Genomic DNA, 25,937 nt, shown 5'->3' with positions numbered 1-25,937 from the left:
TCACGCAGTGGCCAGGAAATCCCGCTCGCGCCGCAGTTCCCGCTCGGTGATGGTCAGGGGGAACAGTGTGAAGCCGTGCATCGCGCCGGCGACGACGCCGAGCTGCACAGGCGCGCCCGCCGCCTGCCACCGTTGGGCCAGGAACAGCGAGTCGTCCAGCAGCGGATCCTCGGTGCCGACGACGATCCGGGCAGGCGGCAACCCGGTCAGGTTCGCGAACAGGGGCGACACCTCGGGAGCGCGGCGCTGCTCCTGCCCCATCCCTGGCGTGAACAGCTCATAGCTGCCTCGGATCGCGGCGGTGTTGCTCAGTAGTTGTCGGGGGCCAAACGACCGCTGGCTTGGTGTCATCGACAGGTCGTAGGGGCCGAAGAGCAGGTGGGCCGCCCGGAACGCGCCGGTGATGCCGTGCCGGTCGCGAAGGCGCAACAGCGTCATGACGCTGAGGTGGGCACCGGCCGATTCACCGCCGATCAGCAGCCGTTCGGTACCGAACTCGGCCGCGGCGTGTTTCACCAGCCATCGGGCAGCCGCTTCGCAGTCGTCGGGCCCGGCGGGGAAGGGGTGTTCTGGCGCGAGGCGGTACTCCACGCTCACCACGGCCAGCCGTGCCTGCTCGGCGAGCCGCCAGAGCCGCTCGTCCTGTCCGTCCGCGGACCCGAACGCCCAGCCGCCCCCGTGGATGTGCAGGTACACGCCGTCGGCGTGGTCCGGCACGAAGACCCGTACCTTCACTCCGCCCTCAACAACGCGGTCCCGGCCGTGCGGCAGTCTCACCGGTGGCGTGTCACCGCCGAGCCGGTTGCGCCGAAGGAGCGCCAGCACGGCTGGGCTCGGCGCCTGCCCTCGAGCTGGACGGCTCGCGGCGGCAGCCTCAAAGTGCTCGTTGAACGCCAGGGTCTCGGGGAGACAGTCCTCATCTGTGATCGTCATGCCGTCGACAGTGGCAGCTGCCCGCGACAACGCCCTGTCACCCTTTCCTTGTGAACTACGTCACGGCCTTGCCGTGCTCCTGGTGTGATCGGGCGCGAACACCGGGTCGTACGTTCAGGCGGCGAGTGGTCGTCCGCCCCAGCGGACGCATTTCTCGCTGCGGACGCGGGCGCTCTCGCGTCGCTGGGCGGCCGGGACGTCGAGGTGCCGAGCGTTCCGGTTGCGCCGACGCAGGGAGCGGCGCAACTCCCGCGTCTGGGGAACAGCGGCGGGCATCCCTCAGGCACTTCGAGGTGGCCGGCGCGGCGCATGATCAGGCACGACATGACCAGGCAGGCCCCGACAGGTGTCCCGTCAGGGCCTGAGCTGCACGCCGTGACCGGCTAGCGGTAGCAGTCCAGCACCGGGTCGGTCTCGCTGTAGATCGCGGTGTCCTTCATGAATCCCAGCTGGCCGTTGTCGGCGACGGTCATCAGCCAGCGGGTCGGGTGCGGTCCGCCGACCCAGGCCTGGCCGTCCTCCTTGCAGTAGAACCAGCTCGGGTTGGAGTACATGTAGCCGACGATCTTGCCGGGGTCGGGGTAGGAGTGGTTGTTGCCGATGATGCCGTAGACGGGCGCGCCCGACACGTTGTTGCAGTACCACTTGATGCCGCCGTCGTTGGTCCAGCAGCCCGCGGCGGCATCGGCGGACGGAGCCGCCACCGCGCCGAACCCGACGGCCAGCGCCGCTGTCGCCACCATCGCGCCGATCTTCCTGTGAGCACGCATGTATTCCCCCGCGTTGTCGTGTCACCCAGCGGTGACCGGATCAAGGTGCGTCGAGGCACGGTGTGCTGCGGCCACTATGCCGAGCGCGGGCCGCCCAGGTCGATCACTTCGATCCTGATGGAAGCGTGATCCCCGTGCCGGGCGCGGCCTTGGTCGTCTTCGGGGGAAACGCTCCATGGTTGCGCGTGTGGGAGCGTGCGGTGCCGGAGGCTGGGGCGATGACAGAACCTGTTCATGGACCGGACGGACCGGGAGGAGGGGCGACGTCGTTCGGTGTGGAGCGCGATCCCGCCCGGGTGGTCGCGTTCAGCGACGGTGTCATCGCCATCGCCATCACGCTGCTCGTCCTGGAGATCCGCCCGCCGCACGACACCCGCCACCTGTTGCACGGCCTCGCCGCACTCTGGCCGTCCTACCTGGCCTACGTCCTCACCTTCATGCTGATCGGGCAGGTGTGGGCCAACCATCACATCATGTTCGACCACATCCGCAGCGCCGACCGGGTGGTGCTCTTCCTCAACACCGTGCTGCTGATGGACATCGCGCTCCTGCCGTTCGCCGCCTCCGTGCTGGCCGAGGCGTTCCGGGACGGACACGGGCAGCGCACCGCTGTCGTCTTCCACGGCGCCGCCTTCGCACTCCTGGCCGTCTTGTTCAACGTCATCTGGGGGTACGTCCGCCGTGACCGCCGCCTGCTCAGCACCACCATCGATGCGGCCGGCGTGGCAGCCATCAGCCGGCGCTTCCGGCTCGGACTCATCTGGCTCGCCACCGCGATCCTGCTCGGCGCCCTGGTTCCCGTCCTCGGCGTGGCCGTGATCGCCGCCTTCATCCTCTACTTCTGGCTTCCCATCGCGGGCGAGATCGCCGAAGCGAAGCGCCGGCGCCGGCGTGGACACCGGACGTGACCGCCGGCGGCAGCAACGCAGCGGCGGGTACGAACCGTTCGGCCGCACCCGTCTACCGGTGCTGTCGCCACCGGTTCGGGTCCTCTTCCAGGGCCGCCCGGTCCCAGTCGCCGTGTTCCGCGGCGGCCTCGTAGGTCGTGTGCAGGAAACCGGCCAGTGCCCGGTCAGGGTCGGCCGCAGTGCGCACCGCCTCGTACGGCAGAAGGAACTGGCCGAAGTCAGGGTTGTAGAACGCGTCGGCCGGGGTGACCGGGTGGTCGGCGAAGCCATCCGGTTCGGGATAGGCGTACGAGTAGAAGGCTCCCTCTTCACCGCCGCCGGGCCAGAATCCACAGCTGCTCAACTCGCGGGAGTAGCCCTCCACCATCACCCAGTCACCGCAGTTCGGGGCCCCGCCGGGATGCGGCGGCGCCGCCCGTCCCGAGAACCTCGTGCAGGCCAGGTCCATGGCGCCCCAGAAGAAGTGCACCGGGCTCACCTTGCCGACGAAGTACGAGCGGAACTCCCCCAGCACCCGGTTGGCCTGCAGCAACTGGCGCCAGAAGAGCTGCGCGGCCCTCGGGTCGTAGGAAGTGTGCCGGTCGTCTTCGTCGAAGGGGATCGCCGGGTCCACCTCGTTGGGAGACGCCTGGATCTTTGTCTCGATTCCCAGCTCGCTCAGGGCCCGCATCGTCTCGCGGTAGAAGTCGGCCACCGGCCTCGGCTCCAGGGCCACACTGCGGTGGGCGCCGTCGCTGCCGCGGATACGCAGCTGATGGTCGAGGAAGTCGAACTCGATGTCGAAGACCCCTGAGCGGTAGGGGATCGCCGACGTGGTGAGGCCGCGCGGGCTGACATAGAAGGTGACCTGCCACCAGTGATTGACCAGGGGCGCGTGGGCCAGCCGGATCTTGCCGACGATCTGGGTCCACATGTGCAGTGTGTCCCGGGTCTCGGTCCAGTCGGCGACGCGCAGCCGCGGCCACGCCGTCCGCGACGCCCCATCGGAGATCACGGCCACAGCACACTCCTCCCAGGACAACCGGCAGACACCGACCACGCTGCCCTCAGCCGGGGAATCAGGCAACCCGGCAGGCAAGTCGGCAGGCCCCCGGCGCGCCTCACCGGCCACCGGACCGGAACGCTTGCATGCTCCACGAGCAGCCGTGCGCCCGCACCGCAAGGGGTGATCCAGCGGCTCGGTCCCACCCGCGGCGAGGCCCTCCGGGGCCGATCGACCGGAAGGAGCTTTCCTCATGAATGTCGACCAGTCGGTACTGGTTCTCGGGGCGACCGGGGGACAGGGCGGCGCCGTCGTCAGCGCGTTGCTGTCCCGCGGCGCCGCCGTCCGTGGCCTGGTCCGCAACCCTCGATCCGCCTCGGCCCGGGGCCTGGCCGCGCGCGGCGTCGAGGTGGTGGGCGGGGATCTCATGGACCGCGAGTCCCTGGCCTCAGCCATGCGGGGCGTAGCCGGTGTGTTCGCGATGACCACGCCCTTCGAGTCAGGACCGGCCGCCGAGATCGCACAGGGTCGGACCATTCTCGCCGCCGCCCGTCATGCTCGTGTGCCCCACCTGGTCTTCAGTTCCGTGGCAGGAGCCGACCAGGACACGGGCGTACCGCACTTCGAGACCAAGGCCGTCATCGAGCGGGAGCTGACCGCGGGCGAGGTGCCCTACACGATCCTGGGGCCCACCTACTTCTTCGACAACGCCCTCGGCGGCGAGGACCGGATCCGCCAGGGGGTGCTCGATCTTCCCCTGCCACCGGACCGTCCGTTGCAGCAACTGGCACGCCCCGATCTGGGCGAGTTCACCGCCGCCGTCTTCGCCGCGCCCGACGCGTTCGCCGGGCAGCGCATCGAGCTCGCCGGCGACGCCCCCACGCCCGAGGACATGGCGGCCGCGTTGAGCACGGCGGTCGGTGGGACCGTTCGCCACCACGAGGTGCAGCTCGACGAGATCGGTAGCGCCGACATGCGGGCGATGTGGGCGTTCCTGCGTGGCCCCGGCTACCGCGTCGACCTGTCGGCGCTGCACGCCGCCCATCCCGGTGTGCGCTGGACGTCGTTCGCCGGCTGGGCCGAAAACGCCTTCTCAAGGACACCATGACGCGTTCCTCGGAATGGCTGGCATCAGCTACCGGGTGGCGACAGCGCGGTACTGCTTCCAGTCGCTGACGCACCGCTCGACGGCACTGCGGCGGCAGATCCACGCTCTGCCCGAGGCGTGCGGTCGGGTGTGCCCGGGAAGTCCGCCGTGTTGGAGGTGCGCGGTTCCGGGCGCGCACAGCGGGCCTCCCGGCCACACCCCTCTCCTGCCCCGCTCCCCCACCACCCGCGCATCAACACCGGCATCTTCACGCAAGAGTCACACGCGTGCGGGGCGGCCCCCGGACGCCTGCGTCCGGGACCGCCCCGCACCAAGGGGGTGGGACTGCCGTGCGCTACCAGCGGTACCAACGGCCACGGCTGCCGCCGGTTCCGGCGGAACGCATGACGAAACCGAGCAGCCACACGGCCAGCACGATCACGGCCACGATCCACAGAGCCTTCAGCGCGAAACCCGCACCGAAGAGAACCAGCGCCAGCAGAAGAACGAGAAGCAGGGGAACCATAGTTATCAACCTCCGCAGCAGCGAGTGCCCCGGCACCACCCCGCCATGCACCCGAAGTTTATGGGTTTCCCATCCTTCGACGCGGGAATGCGGAACCGCCCCGAAACCTTCACCCGTCCGGCAGGCGAGCCTGTGAACCTGCGGCTCAGGCCGCGAAACCGATGGCGGTGACGTATTCGTACTGGCCCCACTGGGAACCGAGGTCCACGACAGCCTCGTTGATCCAAGCCTCGTCAAGAGCCCGGCCGTCGGCGGCGGCCCAGACGGCAGGACTGCAGGGCCGCGGCGCCTCCGCAGCCGGCGGAGATCGACCGGGAGCCAGCACTCACGGCGGAGGCTCCAGCTGAACGTCTGCGTGATCGGATCCGCGTGCGCCGGAGAGGTGAGGGCCAAAATGGTGACGGTAGCCAGCGATGGGGCTGCTACCAGGCTGGACAGCCCGCTCGTACGTGATGGTTGCAGGCCTGAATCAATGAACCACGGTCGGATCCGCATCACTACTTGCACTGGCGCAACCTGAGCGCACGCCATCCCGGCGTCCTGGCCGCGCAGCACCGGGAACGAGCCCCGTCAGGGCGTTTCGGGCTTGCGGGCCAGGAGGCAGGCGTGCGGTCTGTTCACCCGTGCGCCGGGCTCCTGTTCCAGTCTCGCGGTGACGACGAGTCCGGCCTGATCCAGCAGGTCGACCATGCGGTCCAGGGGCAGGAGGTACGACTCGTAGGACACCGGACGGCCATAGCCGTGGGTCGGCCGCAGCCGCTCATCGCCGACATAGTCTCCCCAGAGCAGGTAGCCGCCGGGCGCGAGCGTGCGGTGGAACTCGGCGAACACCGCCGGCAGCCACTGCGGGGGTGTGTGATGGGTGGAGTACCAGGCCAGGATGCCGCCGAGCTCGTCGTCCCTCATCTTCAGCGCGGTCATCGAGCCCTCAGTGAACCGCAGGTTCGGATAGGCGTGCCGGGCCAGCCCGATCATCTTCGGCGACAGGTCGACGCCGAGGACGGACACCCCCAGCCCGGCCAGGTGCGCCGTCACGCGTCCGGGGCCGCACCCCAGGTCCGCGACCGGCCCCAGACCAGCCGTCCGCACCAGTTCGGCAAACCCCGCCAGCATCGCGCGTGACAACGGGTCCATCTCGGCTGGACGCGGGACGCGTTCGACGTAATCGGCGGCGACCGTGTCGTACGACTCGCGGACGGCAGTCAGAAAGGAGGGCTCAGCCATGCCGGCGACCCTAGACCAGGCAACTGACAGGCGCCCCGTCGCGCACGTTGCCGATGAAATGGGCATCAACGATCGGCAAGACGTCCCCCAGGACGACCGGATACAGTGCGCGCGTCGACAGTCTGGCTACTTGAGGAGGGGAAGCGTGACCGCCACCAGCGAGGCCCGATCCGCGGACGGTGCAGCGCATGCGCCCCAGCAGAGCCGGCTGCGCCGCCTGATGCGCTACATCCCTTTGATCGCCCCCGTCCTGCTGTGGACCGTGCCCTGCTGGGTGCTGCTGCACGCCGGCCAGCACTGGCCGCTCCCCGTGGCGCTGGGCGGCACCGCCCTGTTCGTCCTCGGTCTGATCGCTATGCCGCTCGCGATGGTGCGCGGCCACGGCCGGCGGCAGCAGGATTGGGCGGCGATCGTCGGGGACACCCTCCTCGGAGCCAGCTGGGTACTGTTCACATGGTCCGTCCTGCTCGGCGTCCTGCTGCGCCTCGCCCTGACCGTGGTCGGCGTAGGCGACGGTCAAAACCGGGCCCGGATCGTCACTTGGGCGGTCCTCGGCGTATCCGCCGTGCTGCTCGCCTGGGGGTACGCCGAGGCCCGCCGGGTACCACGGGTGCGCCGGCTCGACGTACAACTCCCACGCCTGGGAGCCGGATTGGACGGCACCCGCGTCGTCCTCATCACCGACACCCACTACGGCCCGCTCGACCGCGCCCGCTGGTCTGCGCAGGTCTGCGCGAAGGTCAACACCCTGGAGGCCGACCTGGTCTGCCACACCGGCGACATCGCGGACGGCACGGCCGAACGCCGCCGCACCCAGGCCGCCCCGCTCGGCACCGTGCGAGCCACCCGGGCCCGGGTCTACGTCACCGGAAACCACGAGTACTACAGCGAGGCCCAGGGCTGGGTCGACCTGATGGACGAGCTGGGTTGGGAGCCGCTGCGCAACCGTCATCTGCTGATCGAACGCGGCGGCGACACCCTTGTGGTCGCCGGCGTGGACGACGTCACCGCCGAATCCTCCGGCCTGGCCGGCCACCGCGCCCACCTCGCCGGGGCCCTGAACGGCACCGACCCCGACCTGCCCGTCCTGCTCTTGGCCCACCAGCCCAAGTTCATCGACCGGGCCGCAGCAGGCGGCATCGACCTCCAACTCTCGGGCCACACACACGGCGGCCAGATCTGGCCCTTCCACCACCTCGTCCGCATCGACCAGCCCGTCCTCGCCGGCCTCAGCCGCCACGGCACCCGCACCCTCCTCTACACCAGCCGCGGCACCGGCTTCTGGGGCCCGCCGTTCCGCGTCTTCGCCCCCAGCGAGATCACCCTGCTCATACTCCGCTCCCCGCAGCGGCCTCCCACGCGATAGCACGGAGCGGGCCACGGCCAACCTTCCCGGTCAGAGCTCCTCCCCGCGTGCGCCGACACCTGGGCACCGGGGCCGGGCCCGTGAAGGGTGCTGTCCGAGCTGCGGATGCCCCTCGGCTCGTGTCCACGACCACCTCCGGAGCGGATCCCTGGGGGCAGGGCGTGATGAGGACTTTGAGGCACTTGCGGGCTGCCATGTCCTGGTAGCCGGCGGTGCTGAGGCGCGATCCAGATTTTTCGGAGTTCGGCGGACTGAGGATGTCGAGAACGCGACACCGGCTCCGTCCCAGGGACATCAGCGACCACCAGCCGCACGAGGAAGAAGGAGAAACCGGCATGGCGATTCAGCGGATGGACAACGTCGGCATCGTCGTCGAGGACATGGATGCCGCCATCGCGTTCTTCGTGGAACTCGGTATGGAGCTGGAGGGCCGGGCGGAGGTCGAGGGTCTCTTCGCCGACCAGTGCACCGGACTCGACGGCGTCCGCTGTGACATCGCGATGGTCCGGACCCCGGACGGTCACAGCCGACTCGAGCTGGCGAAGTACCGCAGCCCCGCGGTGATCAGCGCCGGGCCGCGCAACCGGCCGCACAACGTTCTGGGCACGCACCGCGTCATGTTCGCCGTCGACGACATCGAGGACACCGTTGCCCGCCTGCGCCCTCACGGCGCCGAACTCGTCGGCGAGATCGCCCGGTTCGAGGACGGCTATCTGCTCTGCTACCTCCGCGGCCCGGAGGGCATCATCGTCGGACTGGCCGAGCAACTGCGCTGAGATGTGGCCACCCTCGCGCACAGGCTCCCGAAACGACGGCACCAGTAGGTGAGACACATCTGAGTGTCTGGAGAACCGTCCACATCGGGCCAGGGTGTCGAACAGTGCCAAGCTCTGGGCCCGCGGCAGCCGCTCATCGTCGCGGCGGCGGCGTGGAAGCCTGCGCCAGGTCCCTACAAGTACCAGAGGTCACCAGGACCCACCGCCACCGCCGCCGTCACCCCCACCGACGTCTCCGCCGCTACCGGACCCTCCGCCGCCACCTCCGCCACCGCTGCCGCTGGAGGGAGGGGCGGCGCTGGACGTCGAGGCGGCGGTGATCAGGCCGAGGGCGAAGCCTGGGGCGAACCCGGCCACGAGGGTCGAGCGGTGCACGGGAGCGGCCGTCGAGTCGGCGATCGCTCCTTCCCACGCGTAGGCCACGTCCAGGGCCACCGCCCACGCCGTGTACAGCTTCAGTCGTATCTCGTCGGGGTGCTCGTCGTGCTGGGAGGAGGGGTCCATGAGGTAGCGCCGGAACGCCTCCGTCCGGAGCCAGAGGGCGGTGCCGCGCGGGGTGCGGGTGTGCAGCTCCCCGGAGCGCAGCCGCAGCGCGAAGCCTGCACCGACGGCGATCAGGCCCACCACGAGGACCGGCCAGCCGGCCGCGTTCCGGTGGCCGCTGAGCCAGGCCCCGACGGCCGTCGTGACGAAGCCGAGCAGGGTGGCGGCGGTGCCGATCGTGCGTCCGATGCGGGCGCGACGCGAGGCGGCCGCGTCCCACAGATCGCTGTCGACCTGCCACTGTGTCAGCCCGCGGTTGAGGCTCTCCCATGCCGACCGGAATTGCGGGTCGCGCAGGCCCAGGGTGACCGAGTCGCGTCCCGAGAAGATGCTGCCGAAGACGACCCTGGCGAGCGGGTCCGCGGGTGCGTCGGCCGGATCGCGGCGCGTGAGGGTGGGATGCCGGTCGGTCCCCTCGATGCCGACGTGTCCGTCGATCGCCGCGCCGAGGAGCCAGGCCACCTGGTGGTGGTTCTCGACCCGTTCATCGAGCAGGATCCCGCCCTGTGCCGGGGTCAATTCCGCTGGGGGCACGGGCGACGGCGTGAGCGAGGCGGCGAGCCGGTCGAGGGCGACGCGCCGCGTCCGGCCGGGCGTGCCGTCGGGTCCTTCCTCGACGATCCGGTCACGGCCGAGGAAACGCAGCAGCAAGAGCGTCACGGCGGCGCAGACCAGCGTGAGACCGAACGCCAGCAGACCCACCCGCAGCGGGCTTTCCACGGTCGTACCGACGGCCTTTCCGGAGGGCGGCGCGGGCAGGGCCACCTTCGCTCCGGTCAGCTTCTGCCCGCGGGAGGCGTAGAGGGTGACGCCCTCGTGCCCCTTCAGCTTGTCGAGGGTGACGTCCAGCCGCCCAGGACCGCTCCCGCGGGCGGCGCAGGTGTCCTCGGAACCGTTGGTGCCGTGCACACAGCGTGCGCCGGTGAGTTCGTACGGGGCCACGACGTGGATCTCCACGTCCGAGCGGTCGACCCGCCAACCGGTGCCGACAGCGTCCCAGGCGATCTTGCCGTTCTTCACAACGTCCGTGAGCGTGTACCGGATGCGGTACCGGTGCACGCCGGTGACCGAGCCGCCGGGGTCGCCCACCTTGATCCGAGTGGCTATCTCCCGCTGGCCGTTCGGCTTCTCGTAGTAGTCCCCGGTGGTGAGTTCCCATGGGACCCGGGCGCCGTCCAAGCTGGCACTGACCTTGGCGTAGTCCGCGTCGTACATCAGGTCCGGCAGGTCGCGGTAGATGCCGTGCCGGGTGCTGTCGGGCTCTCCGAAGTCGTAGTCGATGACCTCGGTGACGCGGATGCTGCCGTCGGCGGCGACCTCGGCGCCCACCCACATCGTGTTGACGCGCTCCACGTTCCCGCCCATCCGGAAGAGCACGACGAGACCGCTGAGCAGCAGGACGAGGAAGAAGATCTTGATCGGGGCGGCGCCCCTGCGTCTCCGGTTCAGGGTCCCCGCCGCTCTCGGTCTCTTGTCCTTCGCGGTGTTCAAGGAGATACCCCCTGTTGTCACGGGGGCCTCCCCTGCCCCCATGAAGTTCGCAACGCTATCCCGGCGGCGGGCCAACAACAAGGGTCTTCGAATTGAGGAGTGCGCCTCCCGTCGGCATCGCCGAGTGGTTGCGCAGCATGAGCGCAGGCGTTGGTTCTCTCGGTTCCTGTCCGTGCCCTTGGACGGTTTCTACGACATGTGCCATGTGGGACCGTCATAGCTCACGACGGATGGCCACCACCGCACGCGGCCACGGCGAGCGGATGATCGCTCTACGTCAGCAGCGTGCGGATTTCGGCGTACGGGGCGGTATCGGCCGATGGCCATGTCACACCAGAGCGCGAGCGGATGCAGTGGGTGGCACCCCCATTGCGCGGATCCGGTATTTGGGTTCCGCCATGGAGACCCGGAGGGACGCCGCCGCGCTCGTCCGAGGTACAGATGTGACGACATCTCCGGCAGCCGTCCGGCTGAACCGCGGCCGGCCGCCGGACCGAGCGACAACCTACTGTGGCGCACCCGGCGCCAAGGGAGGCAGTACATGATCGACGTCGTCTTCGGAGTTGACGTTGGCACCTCCAGCACCAAGGGCGTGGTGGTCGACACTGCCGGCCGCATCCTGGGTGAGGCGGTACGTAGTCACGTGGTCGACCGTCCCCGGCCGGGGCACGTCGAGATGGACGCACATGTGTGGTGGGACGAGTTCGTCTCGCTCGCGGCCGAGTTGCTCGATCGCGACGACGTCACCGTCCGCGCCGTCGGAGTCAGCGGCATGGGCCCGTGCGCCCTTCTGGTCGATGACGCGGGAGAGCCGGTGCGTCCGGCGGTGCTGTACGGGGTGGACACCCGCGCCGAGGAACAGATCGCCCGGCTGAACCGGGAGTTGGGGTCGGAAACCGTCTTCCGCAGGTGCGGTTCGGCGCTGTCGTCCCAGGCCGTCGGGCCGAAACTCGCCTGGATCAGCGAGCGGGAGCCCGGGGTGTGGGCACGCGCCCGCCGCCTCTTCATGCCTGCCTCGTGGCTCGCCCACCGGCTGACCGGCGCCTACGTGCTGGACCTGCATTCCGCCAGCCAGTGCACCCCGCTGTTCGACATCCACGAGCAGCGCTGGATCCCCGAGTGGGCCGAGCACATCGCACCCGGCATCGAACTCCCCCCGCTGCGCTGGCCGGGCGAGGAGGCAGGCCGGGTGAACACGCCCGTCGCGGGCGTCCCGGCCGGGACGCCGGTCATCGTGGGGACGATCGACGCCTGGAGCGAGGCCATCAGCGTCGGCGGCCACGGCGTCGGCGACCTGATGCTGATGTACGGCACCACCATGTTCCTGGTGAACACCGTCGACCGGCTCGTGACCAGCCCGTCGATGTGGTCCACGGTCGGCGCCCTGCCCGGCTCCCGTTGCCTGGCCGGCGGTATGGCCACCTCCGGAGCCGTCACCGACTGGCTCGGGCACCTCTTCGGCGACGTCGACCTCGGCGTGCTGTTCGACGAGGCGGCCGCCTCACCCCCGGGTGCGAACGGCCTGGTGATGCTGCCGTACTTCGCCGGGGAACGGACACCCGTCATGGACCCCGACGCCCGGGGCGTGATCGCGGGCCTGACGCTGGGTCACACCCGGGCCGACCTGATGCGGGCGGCGCTGGAGGCCACCGCCTACGGTGTCCGGCACAACGTCGAGACGATGCTCGCGGCCGGCGCCGACATCCGGCGGATCGTGGCGGTCGGCGGCGGCACCCGGGGCGGACTGTGGCCTCAGATCGTCAGCGATGTCACCGGTCTCGAACAGATCGTCGCCCGCACGACCATCGGTGCCAGCTACGGTGCCGCCTTCCTCGCCGCCGGGCTGATCGGCCGACCGGACATCGCGGCCTGGAATCCGGCGGAATCGGTGGTCCGGCCCGATCCCGCCACCGCGGGTGTCTACGACCGCCGGTTCACCCAGTACCGGGTCCTGTACGAGAGCACCACCGCGGTCACCCACGCCCTGGCCCACGACCAGAACACCGGCCGTGAAGTAGACACCCCGTGACGTCGCCCTACGCCCTGCCCACCCCGTTCCGTTCCGTGTCCGGTCCTGAAGCCGGACGACGAGTACCACACGCCGAACCACCGCTGAGCGCCGTACTCCTCGACCCGCTCCACCTCTGTGAACCGACCTCGCTCAACACTCTGCGGTTCTCGCTCCACGGCCTCCAGCCCGCTCCAAGGTGGTCAGTCGCACCAAGTGCGGCAGGTGACGAAGCGGCCTGTCGCCAAGTCCTTTCGCCTCAGCTCACCTCGTCGGGACCGGCCTCCGCAATCGCCGACACAGGCTGCGATCAAGATCCGGGCCATGGTCGGGCCAGGGTCGACACACCGCTCCTCAATCGCATTCGTGCTGCTCAGAGGCGCGCAGACGATGTATCACCAGCAGACGAAGCACCTCCTGGTGTCCTACTCGGCGCAGCGGCTGGGCTTCTTCCAGTCGCGGAAAAGGGGTGCCTGACCAGGTCAGATGTCCGGCAGACGCCCCTCTTGGTCAGTGCCGGGCACGGCTGCGCCGTGGTGTCGGGGGCATGCGGTCCGGCACGACGGCCGTGTCCTCGGCGCGGACCGGCGCGTTCACCGAGGTGCGGCGGCCGGTCCGCGCTTGCGTGCGAGGTCTAGAACTCCTCGACGAAGTAGGGCTCGACGGTCATCCAGCCGTTGCCCGAGGCGCCGTTCAGTCGGCCCGAGGAATTCTGGGCGAGGGTGTACCAGGACTCCACGTAGTCGGGATCGTCGGTGAACCAGCTGTCGGGGATCGCGCTCAGGACCGCGTTCACCAATGGGATGTAGGTGCCCTGGTCCGTCACGGTGAGCAGCGCCGTGGTGATCGCCTGTGCCAGCGCACGGTAGTTGGTGCCGTCGTCGTCCTCCATCATGACGACGTCGGCCAGGTTGTACTTGTAGTTCGACCAGTTGACCAGGATCTGGTTCGGGTAGTAGACGGTGCCGTCGTAGTCCAGGTAGGGCATGTCCACCGAGTCGACGCGCGCCGTGCCGTCCTGGCCGAAGCCGGTCACCAGGGAGAACATCTCGGCGGCGCCCTTGAACCAGGGCTCCTGGTCGTCGTTCACCTCGACGGCCGTGACCTTGGTCGCCCACCAGCCCGCCGCGCTCGCGGCGTCGGCGCTGTTCGCCGGCTTCGACGGGAGGGAGGTCAGCCCCTTGTCGGCGAAGGCCTTCTGCAGCACCTTCAGGCCGGCCCGGTGAGCCTTGGTGACGTCGATGTCCAAGACGTACAGCGGGCGGTCGGGGACGCGCGCGGTGTCGACGGCGTGGGTGTGGCCCTGACTGTCGTACGCCGTGATGGTCTTGGCGGCGTCGTCGGCCGCGGCGACGGCGATCCAGGGGGTGGCTTCGGCGTTCAGGTGCGACCGCATGGACGGCGCGCCCAGCCGAACGCGGAGCAGCGACCCGGTCGACGCGGGCAGGCCCTTCAGGCCCGCGATGCGACGGTCCGCGGCAGAGACGGAAGCGAACAGGTTCTTGCCCTCCGGAGCGGCGGTCCTGCCCGCCAGCACCTGGAGGTCCACGTCCTCGGTGCCGAGCGCGGCCGCACGGACCTGCTCGCGCCACTGCGGGTCGCGCAGCGAGGCGGACAGCGCCCGCGCGATCTCCTGCTCGGTCGACCGCACCGGAGACTTCCGGAACGGCGTGGCCTGGTCCCCCGCGCCCCGCACCGGCGCGGCGATCGCCGGCTGGACGGTGCCGCCGATGACCGCGGACAGCATCACGCCGATGAGGACGCCGCGTCTCTTGCTTGATCTGCTCACCATGCTCCTTGTGTTGTTGGTCGCCGCCGCGCCCACGGTGAACGGGCGGCCGTCCTAGGGGTGTTGGGCCCGGATTACCTCGGGCACCTGAGGGGTCGCAGCCGCGCACCTGGTCCCACCCCGTCGGGAGTTCACCAGGGCGTCGGCATTGACCTATGCATGACAATGGAGAAACGTGAGATGAACGGGCATCCGTGCGTGATCGGCGCCACTCCGAGGCCGGGCGCTTCGCCGCACGCACCTCGCCTCGCCTCGCCTCGACGGGAGCCGGCGGGCCCGGAGTCTCCGCCGGGAAGCGCGGCTACCGGGGACCGTCGGCGGTCGGCCGCCCGCGAGAACTGCTCAGCGAACCGAGCATGATCTTCTCGGTACCGGCCAGATACGTCTCCGCCGCGCGCCGCGCCTCCCCGCCGTCCCGGTCGACCACGGCCCGTACCACCGGCGCGAGCCGGTCCGTCGCCCGCGCCGCGTCCTCGAACGGCGCCCGCAGCGAGGCCCGTACCGGAAGGTAGGCGTTGAACAGCGTGTTCGTGAGGAGCAGATAGACCCGGTTCCCCGTGGCCCGCGCCAGTTCGCGATGCACTTCCACGTCGGCGAGCTGGACGGCGTCGGCGTCCGGGCCGTCCGCGACCTGACGCAGCAGGTGCTCCAGCCGCCGGGCCTGTCGTTCCGTGCGCCGGTCGGCCGCGCGGCCGGCGATCAGAGTGCCGATCTGCCGCCGCACCTCGAAGACCTCCCGCAGCCACGTGGGGTCCTGTGCGGCCAGCATCGGAAGCAGGTCGGCGCCGCCGACCCGCAGGTAGTCCAGGATGCGCGTGCCGATGCCGTGCCGGGTACTCAGCAGTCCCGCCTGCTCCAACCGGGTCAGCGCGTGCTTCAAGGTCGTACGGGTGACCCCGTACCCGGCGGCCAGCTCCCTCTCGGGGGGCAGCAGGGATCCGGGTTCGTGCGTGCCGCTCAGGATGTCGCCACGCAGCCGTGCTTCAAGCAGGTCGACCACGGTTCGGCGCGGAATGCTTTCGACGGCCACGGAGGATCTCCCAGGCTTCGGTCAATGGTTCAGCGGCTCACTGGTCTAGTGGCCCACTGGTTCAGCGACTTCTTGGTCTAGTGGCTCAGCCACTGCACCAGTGAAGCAGCCCCCCGACCGCCACGTCAATTACCTGATGGCGCAGAGCAGTTGAGCACGGTCCGCGTGGAGAGAACCAGCGCGCGGACGAGCAGTGTGAGCCTGGGCCTCCTCTGGAGCCGGTCCGTCGGCGGGCGCCCGTGCGTCGCCCCGTGGGGCGCAGGGCCCTACGACAGGTCGCACCCCGCGGTTCGGGGAGACGCATCAAGGACACCGGTTGCACTGGCCGTTGAGAGATCGCCTCTCATGGCGAGCATGGGATGTGCCGGCCCTGCAAACAGCTTCGACCGTATCGGCAACTGCCCGTACCGCGGAGCTTCCGGCTGGCGCTCGCAGGTCGCGCCAACGACAAGCAGGTCGGCGTCGGCGCCTGCCACAGCCTGAACCTGCCCTTCGCCTGGACCACCCTGGACCTGGCCGACAGTCAGAAGTTCACCGACGCCCCTTACCGCCTTCGTGGCTCCGCAAGGGGGCTTCCGGCCTCCGGGTCCGGCATGCCTTCCCCCTCCTGTTGTTGATGATCCGGGGGGGGGTGATGTCACCGGGTCCGGAGGCATCGACGGACCACTGAGCAGAGGCTTGAGCACCGGCTTCACCCAGGCCGGAAGAGCTCTCCGTACCGTGGATGTGGCAGCTCAATGCCGTGTCAGGGCCGGACGATAGCGTGATGGAGGGGTGCACGTGATCGACACCGGCGATATCGACGTCGTCCTCGGCCTGGACGTCGGCAAGAGCGAACACCACGCCACCGCCGTCACCCCGGTTGGGGAGTATGCGTGGCGCTGGGGGCCAGTGGGGAGAATCGACTGCGGAACGCGGTACGACCCTGAGAGTCAGGGCTGATGCGTTCTCAGATTTCGAGATCGAGTAGTTGGTGTGCGTGGTCGGCTCGCGACGGGTAGTGCTCGGGGCGCCGTCATTGATGTCACGCGTCGTTGCCAGTCTGGGTCACGTGAGAGACAGAGGGTCCCGTGGCGGTGAGCCAGGCTACGCTCATCGCAACCCGTACGGCCTGGTGAGAGGCAGTGCACCTTGGTGAGCCGTCCGCTCCTCTATTTCGCCTTGGGCGAGCCGTTGAACCCGTGTGATGCGAAGCGAGAGGTGTCGCCCCGAGGGCTGCAAGACCCATCGAATGAAGCCAGGGAGCTGGCTCGCCCACCTTGGAGCACGACCGTGAACCCGAAAAGGCACCAGCGGACCCTGCGCATCATGTTGGCCGTTGCCGTAATGACTGCTCTCGCCATTGCCGTCACTGCATCGATCATGAAGGACCCCAGGCATGGAGAGGGCCTCTTGGGTGAGGTGCTGGTGAGCGGTGACGGCCGCACCATCACCACCCTGAACAGCAGGACCCCATGCCAGCAGGACCCGCCCGAGCTGGTGGCGAGCGAATCCCGAGATTCCGTCACCCTGGTACTGAAGGAAAGCGATATCGATCTCCGGCCTCAGTGCAACACGATCGACGAGCAGATCACCACGACGCTGCAGTCACCGCTAGGGACACGACGGCTGGTAGACCCCGATAACGGCTGGACCATTGCCCCCTTCGCCCAGAATCGGCTGGCCAACCCGCGATATCTCCCGCCAGGCTATGCGCCGACAACCGACGTGAAGTGGAGCGACTCCAGCCAGCATGACCTGCTGTCAGCCTTCTTCATGCGTGACCGGAACTCAGGCCCAGCCTGGACCCGTTTCTACCACCGCGCCCCGGAGAAGGCGTCTTTGAGCATCACGCAAATCTCCGGAAATCTCACAGTGAGTGCCGCAGGAACTCCGGAGTCCATCCACGGGTGGGCCGGTCGGCTCACCCCGGACTCCAACTACACCGTGACATGGACGAACGGGGCCTACACATTCATCGTGAGCACCACGGATCAGCACCTGCACGAAGCCGAACTCCTGAGGATCGCCAAGCAACTCACCCAGTGAAGCCCGAGATCATCAACGCCAACTCTACATCCTTGAACTGAAGTTCGTCAGCTGACAGGAAGAATTTCAAAGTCGGGTTGATCTTTGTAGATGTTCTGGTCGCGGGCGCATGACGATGGCTGGTGGGTGCGTCACCAGGGCTGAGTGGTTCCCGCTTGGCGAGATGGGCTGATCAGGCGCGTGCGTAAAGGCTGTCCCGCAATGATCAACTGACTCGGCAAGGTCAGCATCGACGGTGCCCACCTGGGGTGGTCTATCCGGCGAGCGCGAGGTTGTGCAGTCGGGCTATGCCGAGCATGACGTGGTGAACGCCGTCGTCCTTGAGGCGGCAGTCGCGGAGGATCTTCCAGCTCTTCATGCGGGCGAAGGTGTGTTCGACGCGGGCGCGGACCTTGCGGTGTGGGCGGTTGTGCTCCTCTTTCCAGGCCGGGAGTTCGACCTGGCCTGGTTCACGGTGATGCGGGATCACCAGGCCAGTGCCGCGGTAGCCGCCGTCAGCGATCACCGTGGTGTTGCCGACGACGGCCTTGGCTCCGGACAACTCGCATGCCTTGCAGCCGTTACGGTTGCCAGGTAGAGGCCGGCCAACCGCGACGACCAGCCGTGTATCGGCGTCGATGACGACCTGGTGGCTGGTGGGAGTACCGGTAGTTTTTCGACTGCTCCGCCACCGCAGGGTCACGTGTGGGTACCAGGGTGCCGTCCACGATGAGCACGGTGACCTTGCGGAACCGTCGGCGCGGCCGCAGTGCGAGCAGCGGTGCGATTCGGTTGATGACGCGGTCGGCCGCAGACTTCGAGATTCCGAACAGCGGAGCGAGCTGGCGCAGTGTCAAGTTGGTGCGCCAGTGTGCCGCGACCAGCAGGACGCGGTCCTCCAGGGGCAGGCTCCACGGCCGGCCTCGGCGGACCGAATCCGCTCCCTAGCGGCGCAGGGCGGTCACCAGCCCGCCGAAGCGGCGCGGGCTCAGCCCGGTGAACGGGCCTATCCAGGACGGCTGTGACTTCGTGATCACACCAGCCACGAGAAGATCGCCCCACCGCGCTACGAACCGCCCGAGACGGAGGCACACATGGAGACAGACTTGGTCGGTCGTCTGGAAGAGGCGGCTAATCGTTTCGTGATCCCCCTGCGTATGAACGAGGGGTTCGATGAGCAGGCGCTCCTTCAGCTACAGGAGGAGATCGATCGCTGCGGGACGGCCTGGAGGGAATGCACCCACGTACCGAAGCGCGCGGCGTTGATCCTCGCCGAACTCTTTCCAACGATCGAGGCTTGCGCCTGGCTGTACGACGGGAACATGCACCAGCGGATCCAGGAGGCGGGAGCGATGGTGTCCGAGGCGGTGACCGCTGCTCTGGACTGAGCGCCTTCCTGTAGCCCCAGCGCACCGCCTCTCTCTTGTCACCATCTACGGTCGCCATGAGAACTACCTCCGGATCTGCAGATGAACACACGTCTCGGACTTCGAGTAGCCGTCCGACCGCAACGAAGTCGCCTTGAGTTGCACCGACATGCCGCTCCCGCGATACGCAGGCACTCGCTCCAGGCGTCGAGATGGGCGGCCACCCCGCCGTCATACACCCGAAGAAGACTGCCATCTCCAGAAGACCCGAACTCCGCACCACCAAAGCTGCCGACCGCATCTCCTGGATGACTCCGAAGCCAAAACAGCTATCGGCACGCAACTGACCCCGTTCCGTATGCCTCACAAGACCGGGCCTGCGCGAGGATCGACGCAAGATAAGGCGATCAGCCCTCTCCCCCGCTCACGCACACGGGGACAGCCGGACAAGGCCAGACTCGGCGTCCGCACGGACGCTACCCGAACACCTGACTACTCGTCAGTAGAGTCAGCAAAGGGGCAGCAAAGGAGCAGCAAGTGTCTGGTCCGATCTGGTCACAGACGCCATCACCTGCACGTTGCGCCCCGACCCGAGTCGATCAGCACGAGACGCGGCCCTCCCCCCGGGCCGTTCCTGCCCAGGGGGACGCCAACCACGCCGCACGGATGCCCGACCCAGAGACATAATCGCAGGTCAACGTACCCGGCCCCGTGGCTTCAGCGGGACCGGTGGGAGTTCGGGGGCGGGCAGGGGGGCGCCGTCGTAGCCGTGTACCTCGCCGAAGCGGGTGCCCTCCATCCAGTCCTTGCGGCCCTCTTCGATTTCCTGCTGGGAACGGCCGATGAAGTTCCACCACATGACCAGCTCCTCCTCGAACGGCTCGCCGCCCAGGAGCATGAGGGACGCGTCCGACTCGGCGCGCAGGGGGAGTTCGGTGCGACCGCAGCCGAGGTAGAGCATGGAGCCCGGGAGCATCGGTACGCCGTCGACGTGCGCCTCGCCGGACATGGCCAGGACGGCGTACTCGAAGTCGGGCTCCAGCGGCAGTCGTACGTCGGCGCCGCTCGCGAGGGACAGGTCGGCGCCGACGATCGGGGTGTACGTCGTGCCGGGCGAGGTCGTGCCGTCGACGGTGCCCAGGATGAGCGTGGCCTTGAGGCCGGCGGCCGTGACGAGCGGCAGCTCGGCGTGGTGCTCGAAGTGCGGGTCGGTGTGGCGGTGGCTGTCGGGGAGGGCGACCCACAGTTGCGCGCCGTGCAGGAAGCGGGCGTGCGACTTGGGGCTCTCCTCGGAGTGGCTGATGGCCCTTCCGGACGTCATGAGGCCCAGTTCGCGCGGGCGGATCGTCTGCAGGCTGCCCGTGGAGTCGCGGTGCAGCACCTCGCCCTCGTGGAGCCAGCTGACGGTCTGGAGTCCCATGTGCGGGTGCGGCGGGACCTGCATACCGGGCTCGTCGGCGATGTCGTCGGGCCCGTAGTGATCGACGAAGCACCACGCGCCGATCATGCGGCGGCCCAAGTTGGGCAGCAGGCGGCGGACTTCGGTGGACTCGCCGAGCTTGACCCGACGGGGACTGAGGAGTTCACGCACCGGCTCGGCCACCACGAAACCGCGGCCACCGCACAGCGCGGGAACTGCCTCGCGATCAAGATTGCTCATGGGCCACAACCTAGACCCGTCGGGGACCGTCCGTCAGGCCGTCCTCCCTCCCCTGGGCTCCCCCGGACCCCTCCGGACTCCCCCGGACGGGGGTACTCGGGCCGGAGTCGGTGCGGTCCTAGGGCTACGGGCGGAGGTCGGTAGGGCGTTGGTCGGGGACGGCGCAAAATAGTAGCCATGGACATAGTAGCCATGTATGGTTTTTCTCATGAGTTCGACATCCGAGCACGCGACCCCCGGCTTTCTCGTCTGGCGCCTGTCCACGAAGTGGCGCGTGGCCGTCGATCGGGCGGTCGCGCCGCTGGGCCTGACCCACGCCCAGTACTCGCTGGTCGCGTCGCTGTACGGGATGCACAGGACCGGGCGGCGGCCCAGCCAGCGTCAACTCGCCGATCACACCGGACTCGAACCGCTCTACGTATCGAAGCTGGCCCGCGCCCTGGAGGCGGCCGGTGTCGTCGACCGGACGCGCGATCCCGCCGATCCACGTGCGATCCGACTGTCGCTCACGGAGGACGGACGCGAGGTCGCACGGCGCGCGATCGGGGTGGTCCAGGGGCTGCTGGAGCAGCTCCTGGAACCGCTCGGCGGGCTCGGCGGCGAGCGCACCAAGGCGTTCAGCCGCGAGCTGGCGACCCTGCTCGACGTATCGCTCGACGTGTCACTCGATGCGCCGAGCGACTCGCCGAGCGACTCGCCGATCGATACGTCTCTCGACACACATCTCGATTCACATCCTGACGAGGAGTAGTCATGAGCATTCCCACTCCCCCGGTCGGCGGCCAGGTCCTAGGACTGGCCCACTACGCGAGCCGCGCGGCCCTGGAGGCCGTGCTGGTCCGTATCGGAAGCACCTTCAACCAGTCGGTGGCCCTGCGGGCCGTCGCGGACCAGGGCGGCACCGTCGAGCGCGACCGGCTCGTGGGGCGGCTGACCGGGGCACTGAAGGTCGAGGAGTCGGCGGCCGAGGAGACCGTCGCGGAAATGACGGCCCTCAAGCTGCTGACGGAGACGGACGCCTCCCAGGTGTCGCTCACCGAGCACGGCCGTGAGGTGTTCGAGGAGATCCGCACGGCCGGGAACGAGATCGCGGCCCGGCTCTACGCCGGCATCCCGGCCGAGGACCTGGCGACGGTGGGGCGCGTGCTGACCCTGGTGACGGAGCGGGCCAACGCGGAGCTGGCCGGCGGATGACGCCCACGGGCGAGGTGGTGGAATATTCAACCATCGGGTGAGGTTCTGGCACTCGAAGGAGGTCAGCAGTGGACACGAAGTACTACGACCAGGGGACGGCCGCGGAGCGCTGGGAGCGGGCGCAGCTGTTCTTCGACGCCAAGGACTACGCCGGTGCGGCGCGCGTTCTGGGCGGCCTTGTGGACGAGGTGCCGGAGCAGACCGGACCGCGGCTGCTGCTGGCCCGCGCGTACTACCACTCGGCCCAACTCCGCCGTGCTGAGAACGAGTTGCGCGCGCTCGTCGAGCGTGACCCGGTGGAGCACTACGCCCGGCTGATGCTGGGGCGCACGCTCCAGCGCCAGGGGCGTCACGACGAGGCCGAGTCGCACCTGCGCATCGCCTCCGCGCTCGCGGGAGACTTCGAGCAGGTGTGACCACCCTTGCGGGTGCGACCGCCCTTGGTGTTGCGACCCTCTGGGGCGCGACGGCCCGCTGAGGTCGTGAACGTCTCCCGAGGGCATGAGCGTCGCCCGAGGAGGCGTTCCGAGAGCAGGACGAAGAGGCCGGGTGCCGGAGCGCCGTGGCCGGTCATCGAGGTGACCGGCCACGGCCACGGCACCCGGCCTCTGCCGTGTCACGCCGCGCGCGGCTCCATCAGCCGTGCCAGCAGGTCGTCCAGGCTGACCAGGCCGGTCAGCCGCCCCGTGTCGTCGCGTACGACGGCGAGGGAGGCGCGGTGCAGGCGGAGCTGTTCGACGGCGTGGGCGACCGTGTCGTGCGGTGCCAGCTCCGGGACGGGGCGGGCCAGATCGCGGGCGACCGCGGCCCGGCCCTGTGCGCGGGCGACCAGGGCGTCACGGGCGTGCACCGAGCCGAGGACCGTGACGCCGTCGCGGACCAGCAGGCGGGTGCGGTCACTGTCCCCGGCGACGCCCAGTACGGCGTCGATCGTGGCGTCGGCGGGGACCGAGGTGATCCGGTCGGCCGGGATCTGGAGGTCCCCGACCGGGTGCTGCGGTTCGGTCAGCGAGCTGGTGATCAGCTCGGAGTCCTCCTTGCTGATCAGCCCGAGCCGCTCCGACTCCTCGACGAGGTGGGTGAGTTGCTCGCGGTTGTGGACCGAGGCCAGCTCGTCGCGCGGAGTGACCCGGCAGAGCCGGACCAGCGCGTTGCTCACCTTGTTCAGCCCCACGATCAACGGACGCACCGCCCAGGTCAGGGCCCGGAACGGCGGCGTGAGGAGCATGGCGGAGCGCTCGGGGTGCGCGATGGCCCAGGACTTGGGGGCCATCTCGCCGACCACCATGTGCAGGAAGACGACGACGAACATCGCGAGCGCGAAGGACACTCCGTAGCTCAGGCCGCTGGGCAGGCCCGCCTTGTGGAGCAGCGGGTCGAGTTCGTGCGAGATCGCGGGCTTGGACACCGAGCCCAGGCCCAGCGTGCACACGGTGATGCCCAGTTGGGCGCCCGCCAGCATCAGTGACAGCTCGCGCATTCCGGCCAGCGCGGCCCTGGCGCCGCGTTGCCCGGCCGCCGCGGCCTGTTCCAGCCGGTGCCGCTTGGCGGCGACCAACGCGAACTCGGCGGCCACGAAGAACCCGCTGCCGATCAGGAGCAGTACGGTCACGAAGAGCGCCATCGGGAAACTCATGCCTGCTCCTCCGCACGGTCCACACGGCGCGTACGGTGGACGCGGCCCGTGCCACCCACACCGACCGCACCGTCCACGCCCTCCGTACTCTCCGTACTCTCCGTACTCTCCGTACGGTCCGTCGCCGGCAGACGTTCCAGGCGGACCCGTTCCGGTACGTGGCGGTCCAGGGCCTGTACGTCGATCGAGACGCGGCCTCCGTCGGACAGTTCGACGACGACACGGTCCGCGACGGCGGGGAAGCGACCGAGGCGGTCGACGATCAACCCCGCCACCGTGTCGTAGTCGTCCTCCTCGGGCAGGCCGATGCCGGTCGCCTCGGCGACCTCGTCCAGTCGGCGGCCGGCGTCGACGAGCCACCCCTCCCCGTCGGCGACCGCGATCTCCTTGACGGTGTCGGTCTCGTCCGCGATGTCGCCGACGAGTTCCTCGGCGATGTCCTCGTAGGTGACGACGCCCGCCACACCCCCGTGCTCGTCGAGGACGACGGCGAACTCGTCGTCGTGGGCCCGCATCTGTGCCACGGCCTCGGGCAGCGGCAGGGTGTCGGGCAGCAGCAGCGGTCCGCGGCCGAGCGCGCCGGCCGTCGTGCGGGTGAACCGCTCGGCGGGCAGCCGCATGAGCTCGCGTACGCCCAGGACGGCGGTGATGTCGTCCGGGTGGTCGCCGAGGACAGGGTAGTTCGAGTGTCCGTGCTTGGCGATCAGCTGGACGGCCTCCGTGGCCGTCGCGTCCCTGCGGACGAAGACGGCGTCGGCGCGCGGCACCATCACCTCGTCGAGGGTGCGGTCGGAGAACTCCAGGGCGTGGTCGAGGAGATCGGCGGTCTCGCGCGGCAGCTGCCCGTGCTCGTGCGACTCGCCGATGAGGTGGCCGAGTTCCTCGAGGGTCGCGCCGTGGTGGAGTTCCTCGACGGGCTCGATGCCGACCTTGCGCAGCAGCTTGTTGGCGGCGCCGTCGAAAAGCCGTACGACCGGGCCGACGACCTTCAGATACGCGAGCGTGGAGCTCGCCAGGGCCTTCGCGAGGCGCTCCGGGACGGCCAGGGCCAGGTTCTTGGGGGCCAGTTCGCCCAGCACCATCTGAAGCACGGTCGCGAACACGAAGGCCAGCACCACCGAGATGCCGGTGACCGCGCCGTCCGGGATGCCGATCCCGGTGAGGACGGGCTTGAGCAGGGCGGACACGGACGGCTCGGCGAGGAAACCGACGACCAGACCGGTCACGGTGATCCCGAGCTGGGCGCCCGACAGCATGAAGGACAGCCGCTCCAGCACCTTCAGGGCGCGGGTGGCCCGTCGGTCGCCCGCTGCCGCTTCCCGCGCGAGCGCGAGGCGGTCGGCGGCGACGTACGCGAATTCCTGGGCGACGAAATAGCCGGTGCCGGCGGTCAGGACGAGGACGGCCAGCAGGCCGAGAGCGGCACTCATCGAACACCACCCCACTGTGTGCCGCGATCAAGAGAAATCAGGCGGGGTGGTTCGGGACTGTGTCCCGGGGGGTCCGTCGGTCTGGCGGACAAGGAAGCGCTCCTCTGGAGTCGGTCTGTTCCTGAGAAACGATTCTGTTCGCAAACGAGTTCCCAGCCATCGATGTTCTTTCTACATGGCTGTAGGAACCACGAGGTGGGGTGGCGGAGCAACAGAGGAGCGGTGACCGAGCTGCAGCGGCATGATGGCCGAGCTACAGCGGCGTGGCCGCGTGCAGGATCAGGACCATGGTCACGGCCGAGTTCGCCGACGACATCGCGGAGACGAGCGTGCCGACCGCGGCGCCCCAGGCGGCCAGCCCCACGGACGTGAACACGGACGGCCAGCTGCGGGCCGCCGGCGCGGGGCGCAGCAGGGCGGCGACCCGGCGCGGCACAGGACCCGCGGACGCGAATCCGGCGAAGCCGGTGAACGTGGCGAACGCCGGCGCCGGGCCCCCGCCCGACAGCAGGGCCGCCTTGCCGATCGCCCGCGCCACCACCGTGCGGTTGCCGACCGACCGGGCCGCGTCCTCGTCCGCCCACCGCTCCGTGGTGTAGACGACGGTCGTACGCAGCGGCCGCAGGAACGGATTGGCGCGCGCCGCGAGTCGTACGGCGAGCAGGTGGCGGTGGTGAGCGGCCGTCAGGTGGGCCCGCTCGTGCGCGAACAGGGCACGGCGCTCGCGTGAGGTGAGGCCGCGCAGCAGGGCCGTGGTCACCACCACGCGGTCGCGGCGTCCGCCTGGGAGAGCGTAGGCGTAGGGCTTCTCCTCGGGCAGTACGACCACGGAACGGCTGGGCAGCGCGGCGAGCGCCCGCCGCGCGCGCTGGGCGACCCGGCGGTGGCGCCACAGGGTGCGCGCGCAGACCGCGAGGACCAGGACCAGGGCCGGGATCGCCGCCTTGCCCGCGATCTCGTCGTGCGGGACGGCCGCACGGACCTCCGCGTCGGACCAGCCGTCCGGGAGGGGGTTGCCGGGCAGCTGCGCGGTCCCGACGACCATGAGCAGGGCCAGGCAGAGTGTGCTGCACAGGGCCATGACGGTGGCAACCGCCGTCAGCAGCCGGGTGGCCGTACGCGGATGCAGATGCAGTTCGGCGAGGCGTGCCACCGGCCAGGCACTGAGTGGCAGGACGAGCGGCAGAAAGACGAAGACCCCCATGAGACG

The 25,937-nt window shown here is 69.4% G+C and carries 23 protein-coding genes and 2 pseudogenes; 11 read left to right on the top strand and 14 right to left on the bottom strand.

Features of this window, described 5'->3' with window-relative positions:
* Together FNV62_RS44965 and FNV62_RS44960 are read right to left on the bottom strand one after the other, a co-directional pair.
* On the bottom strand, positions 1 to 933 hold the full coding sequence (locus FNV62_RS44965; RefSeq protein WP_097287598.1) for an alpha/beta hydrolase: 933 nt from the start codon (positions 931 to 933) through the stop codon (positions 1 to 3).
* Positions 934 to 1,316: 383 nt separating this feature from the next.
* Complete coding sequence (locus FNV62_RS44960) at positions 1,317 to 1,703, bottom strand: hypothetical protein (RefSeq protein ID WP_060896164.1); 387 nt, start codon at positions 1,701 to 1,703, stop codon at positions 1,317 to 1,319.
* Positions 1,704 to 1,921: 218 nt separating this feature from the next.
* Between FNV62_RS44960 and FNV62_RS56235 the strand changes: the two genes are divergently transcribed.
* The gene (locus tag FNV62_RS56235) at positions 1,922 to 2,611 is read left to right on the top strand and encodes a TMEM175 family protein (RefSeq protein ID WP_225900611.1); all 690 of its coding nucleotides are present in this window, start codon (positions 1,922 to 1,924) and stop codon (positions 2,609 to 2,611) included.
* Between the two features lie 52 nt (positions 2,612 to 2,663).
* On the opposite strand, the gene FNV62_RS44945 is transcribed toward FNV62_RS56235, so the two are convergent.
* Positions 2,664 to 3,611 carry a DUF5996 family protein gene (locus tag FNV62_RS44945; RefSeq protein ID WP_097287595.1) on the bottom strand — a complete coding sequence of 316 codons (948 nt, stop codon included), beginning with the start codon at positions 3,609 to 3,611 and terminating at the stop codon, positions 2,664 to 2,666.
* 235 nt (positions 3,612 to 3,846) lie between these two features.
* On the opposite strand from FNV62_RS44945, the gene FNV62_RS44940 reads away from it, so the two are divergent.
* Entirely contained in the window at positions 3,847 to 4,701 is an 855-nt protein-coding gene (locus tag FNV62_RS44940) for an NmrA/HSCARG family protein (protein WP_143629383.1), read from the top strand.
* A gap of 334 nt (positions 4,702 to 5,035) precedes the next feature.
* Here FNV62_RS44940 and FNV62_RS44935 read toward each other — a convergent pair whose 3' ends face one another.
* The 3 genes and pseudogenes from FNV62_RS44935 to FNV62_RS44925 form a co-directional block, all read right to left on the bottom strand.
* Positions 5,036 to 5,206 carry a hypothetical protein gene (locus tag FNV62_RS44935; protein ID WP_054229772.1) on the bottom strand — a complete coding sequence of 57 codons (171 nt, stop codon included), beginning with the start codon at positions 5,204 to 5,206 and terminating at the stop codon, positions 5,036 to 5,038.
* A 145-nt stretch (positions 5,207 to 5,351) separates the two neighbouring features.
* Positions 5,352 to 5,471, bottom strand: a pseudogene (locus FNV62_RS56230) (transcriptional regulator); the annotation flags it as partial.
* Positions 5,472 to 5,776: 305 nt separating this feature from the next.
* A complete protein-coding gene (locus tag FNV62_RS44925; protein WP_144316161.1) occupies positions 5,777 to 6,430 on the bottom strand; it encodes a class I SAM-dependent methyltransferase in 654 nt (217 codons plus the stop codon).
* A 145-nt stretch (positions 6,431 to 6,575) separates the two neighbouring features.
* On the opposite strand from FNV62_RS44925, the gene FNV62_RS44920 reads away from it, so the two are divergent.
* Together FNV62_RS44920 and FNV62_RS44915 are read left to right on the top strand one after the other, a co-directional pair.
* Positions 6,576 to 7,796 carry a metallophosphoesterase gene (locus FNV62_RS44920; RefSeq protein WP_143629381.1) on the top strand — a complete coding sequence of 407 codons (1,221 nt, stop codon included), beginning with the start codon at positions 6,576 to 6,578 and terminating at the stop codon, positions 7,794 to 7,796.
* A 335-nt stretch (positions 7,797 to 8,131) separates the two neighbouring features.
* Positions 8,132 to 8,572, top strand: a complete 441-nt coding sequence (locus FNV62_RS44915) for a VOC family protein (RefSeq protein ID WP_144316160.1) — start codon at positions 8,132 to 8,134, stop codon at positions 8,570 to 8,572.
* A 189-nt stretch (positions 8,573 to 8,761) separates the two neighbouring features.
* On the opposite strand, the gene FNV62_RS44910 is transcribed toward FNV62_RS44915, so the two are convergent.
* Positions 8,762 to 10,627, bottom strand: coding sequence for a DUF2207 domain-containing protein (locus FNV62_RS44910; protein ID WP_164657669.1), 1,866 nt, complete (start codon positions 10,625 to 10,627; stop codon positions 8,762 to 8,764).
* 520 nt (positions 10,628 to 11,147) lie between these two features.
* Between FNV62_RS44910 and FNV62_RS44905 the strand changes: the two genes are divergently transcribed.
* Complete coding sequence (locus FNV62_RS44905) at positions 11,148 to 12,635, top strand: FGGY-family carbohydrate kinase (protein WP_144316159.1); 1,488 nt, start codon at positions 11,148 to 11,150, stop codon at positions 12,633 to 12,635.
* Between the two features lie 613 nt (positions 12,636 to 13,248).
* Here the strand turns inward: FNV62_RS44905 and FNV62_RS44900 are convergent.
* Positions 13,249 to 14,406, bottom strand: a complete 1,158-nt coding sequence (locus FNV62_RS44900; protein ID WP_144316158.1) for a DUF3103 family protein — start codon at positions 14,404 to 14,406, stop codon at positions 13,249 to 13,251.
* 298 nt (positions 14,407 to 14,704) lie between these two features.
* Positions 14,705 to 15,433 carry a FadR/GntR family transcriptional regulator gene (locus FNV62_RS44895; RefSeq protein ID WP_143610160.1) on the bottom strand — a complete coding sequence of 243 codons (729 nt, stop codon included), beginning with the start codon at positions 15,431 to 15,433 and terminating at the stop codon, positions 14,705 to 14,707.
* A gap of 780 nt (positions 15,434 to 16,213) precedes the next feature.
* On the opposite strand from FNV62_RS44895, the gene FNV62_RS54805 reads away from it, so the two are divergent.
* Complete coding sequence (locus tag FNV62_RS54805) at positions 16,214 to 16,375, top strand: hypothetical protein (RefSeq protein ID WP_169080943.1); 162 nt, start codon at positions 16,214 to 16,216, stop codon at positions 16,373 to 16,375.
* A gap of 366 nt (positions 16,376 to 16,741) precedes the next feature.
* A complete protein-coding gene (locus tag FNV62_RS44885; protein WP_144316157.1) occupies positions 16,742 to 17,461 on the top strand; it encodes a hypothetical protein in 720 nt (239 codons plus the stop codon).
* 253 nt (positions 17,462 to 17,714) lie between these two features.
* On the opposite strand, the pseudogene FNV62_RS44880 reads toward FNV62_RS44885, so the two are convergent.
* A pseudogene (locus tag FNV62_RS44880) lies at positions 17,715 to 18,486 on the bottom strand (transposase).
* Between the two features lie 48 nt (positions 18,487 to 18,534).
* Between FNV62_RS44880 and FNV62_RS44875 the strand changes: the two are divergent.
* Positions 18,535 to 18,828 (top strand): hypothetical protein, encoded by a 294-nt coding sequence (locus FNV62_RS44875; RefSeq protein ID WP_143656415.1) that lies wholly within the window; start codon positions 18,535 to 18,537, stop codon positions 18,826 to 18,828.
* Positions 18,829 to 19,501: 673 nt separating this feature from the next.
* Here FNV62_RS44875 and FNV62_RS44870 read toward each other — a convergent pair.
* On the bottom strand, positions 19,502 to 20,467 hold the full coding sequence (locus tag FNV62_RS44870; RefSeq protein ID WP_143603974.1) for a pirin family protein: 966 nt from the start codon (positions 20,465 to 20,467) through the stop codon (positions 19,502 to 19,504).
* A gap of 208 nt (positions 20,468 to 20,675) precedes the next feature.
* On the opposite strand from FNV62_RS44870, the gene FNV62_RS44865 reads away from it, so the two are divergent.
* The 3 genes from FNV62_RS44865 (at position 20,676) to FNV62_RS44855 (ending at position 22,077) form a co-directional block, all read left to right on the top strand.
* The gene (locus FNV62_RS44865) at positions 20,676 to 21,218 is read left to right on the top strand and encodes a MarR family winged helix-turn-helix transcriptional regulator (RefSeq protein WP_143614736.1); all 543 of its coding nucleotides are present in this window, start codon (positions 20,676 to 20,678) and stop codon (positions 21,216 to 21,218) included.
* 2 nt (positions 21,219 to 21,220) lie between these two features.
* A complete protein-coding gene (locus FNV62_RS44860) occupies positions 21,221 to 21,661 on the top strand; it encodes a MarR family winged helix-turn-helix transcriptional regulator (RefSeq protein WP_143656414.1) in 441 nt (146 codons plus the stop codon).
* A 68-nt stretch (positions 21,662 to 21,729) separates the two neighbouring features.
* Complete coding sequence (locus FNV62_RS44855) at positions 21,730 to 22,077, top strand: tetratricopeptide repeat protein (RefSeq protein WP_143603971.1); 348 nt, start codon at positions 21,730 to 21,732, stop codon at positions 22,075 to 22,077.
* A 200-nt stretch (positions 22,078 to 22,277) separates the two neighbouring features.
* Here FNV62_RS44855 and FNV62_RS44850 read toward each other — a convergent pair whose 3' ends face one another.
* The 3 genes from FNV62_RS44850 to FNV62_RS44840 all read right to left on the bottom strand — a co-directional run bounded on the left by FNV62_RS44850 (position 22,278) and on the right by FNV62_RS44840 (position 25,931).
* On the bottom strand, positions 22,278 to 23,297 hold the full coding sequence (locus FNV62_RS44850; RefSeq protein ID WP_143656413.1) for a hemolysin family protein: 1,020 nt from the start codon (positions 23,295 to 23,297) through the stop codon (positions 22,278 to 22,280).
* The gene (locus FNV62_RS44845; protein WP_143656412.1) at positions 23,294 to 24,727 is read right to left on the bottom strand and encodes a hemolysin family protein; all 1,434 of its coding nucleotides are present in this window, start codon (positions 24,725 to 24,727) and stop codon (positions 23,294 to 23,296) included. The genes FNV62_RS44850 and FNV62_RS44845 overlap by 4 nt, the downstream gene beginning before the upstream one ends.
* A gap of 253 nt (positions 24,728 to 24,980) precedes the next feature.
* A complete protein-coding gene (locus FNV62_RS44840) occupies positions 24,981 to 25,931 on the bottom strand; it encodes a M56 family metallopeptidase (RefSeq protein WP_143603968.1) in 951 nt (316 codons plus the stop codon).
* Positions 25,932 to 25,937 lie beyond the last annotated feature (6 nt).

It is taken from the genome of Streptomyces sp. RLB3-17 (genome assembly GCF_007113425.2).
Taxonomy (GTDB): domain Bacteria; phylum Actinomycetota; class Actinomycetes; order Streptomycetales; family Streptomycetaceae; genus Streptomyces; species Streptomyces mirabilis_D.
Note: the sequence above shows the minus strand (reverse complement) of the source record. Positions and strands in the feature narration are given on the sequence as shown.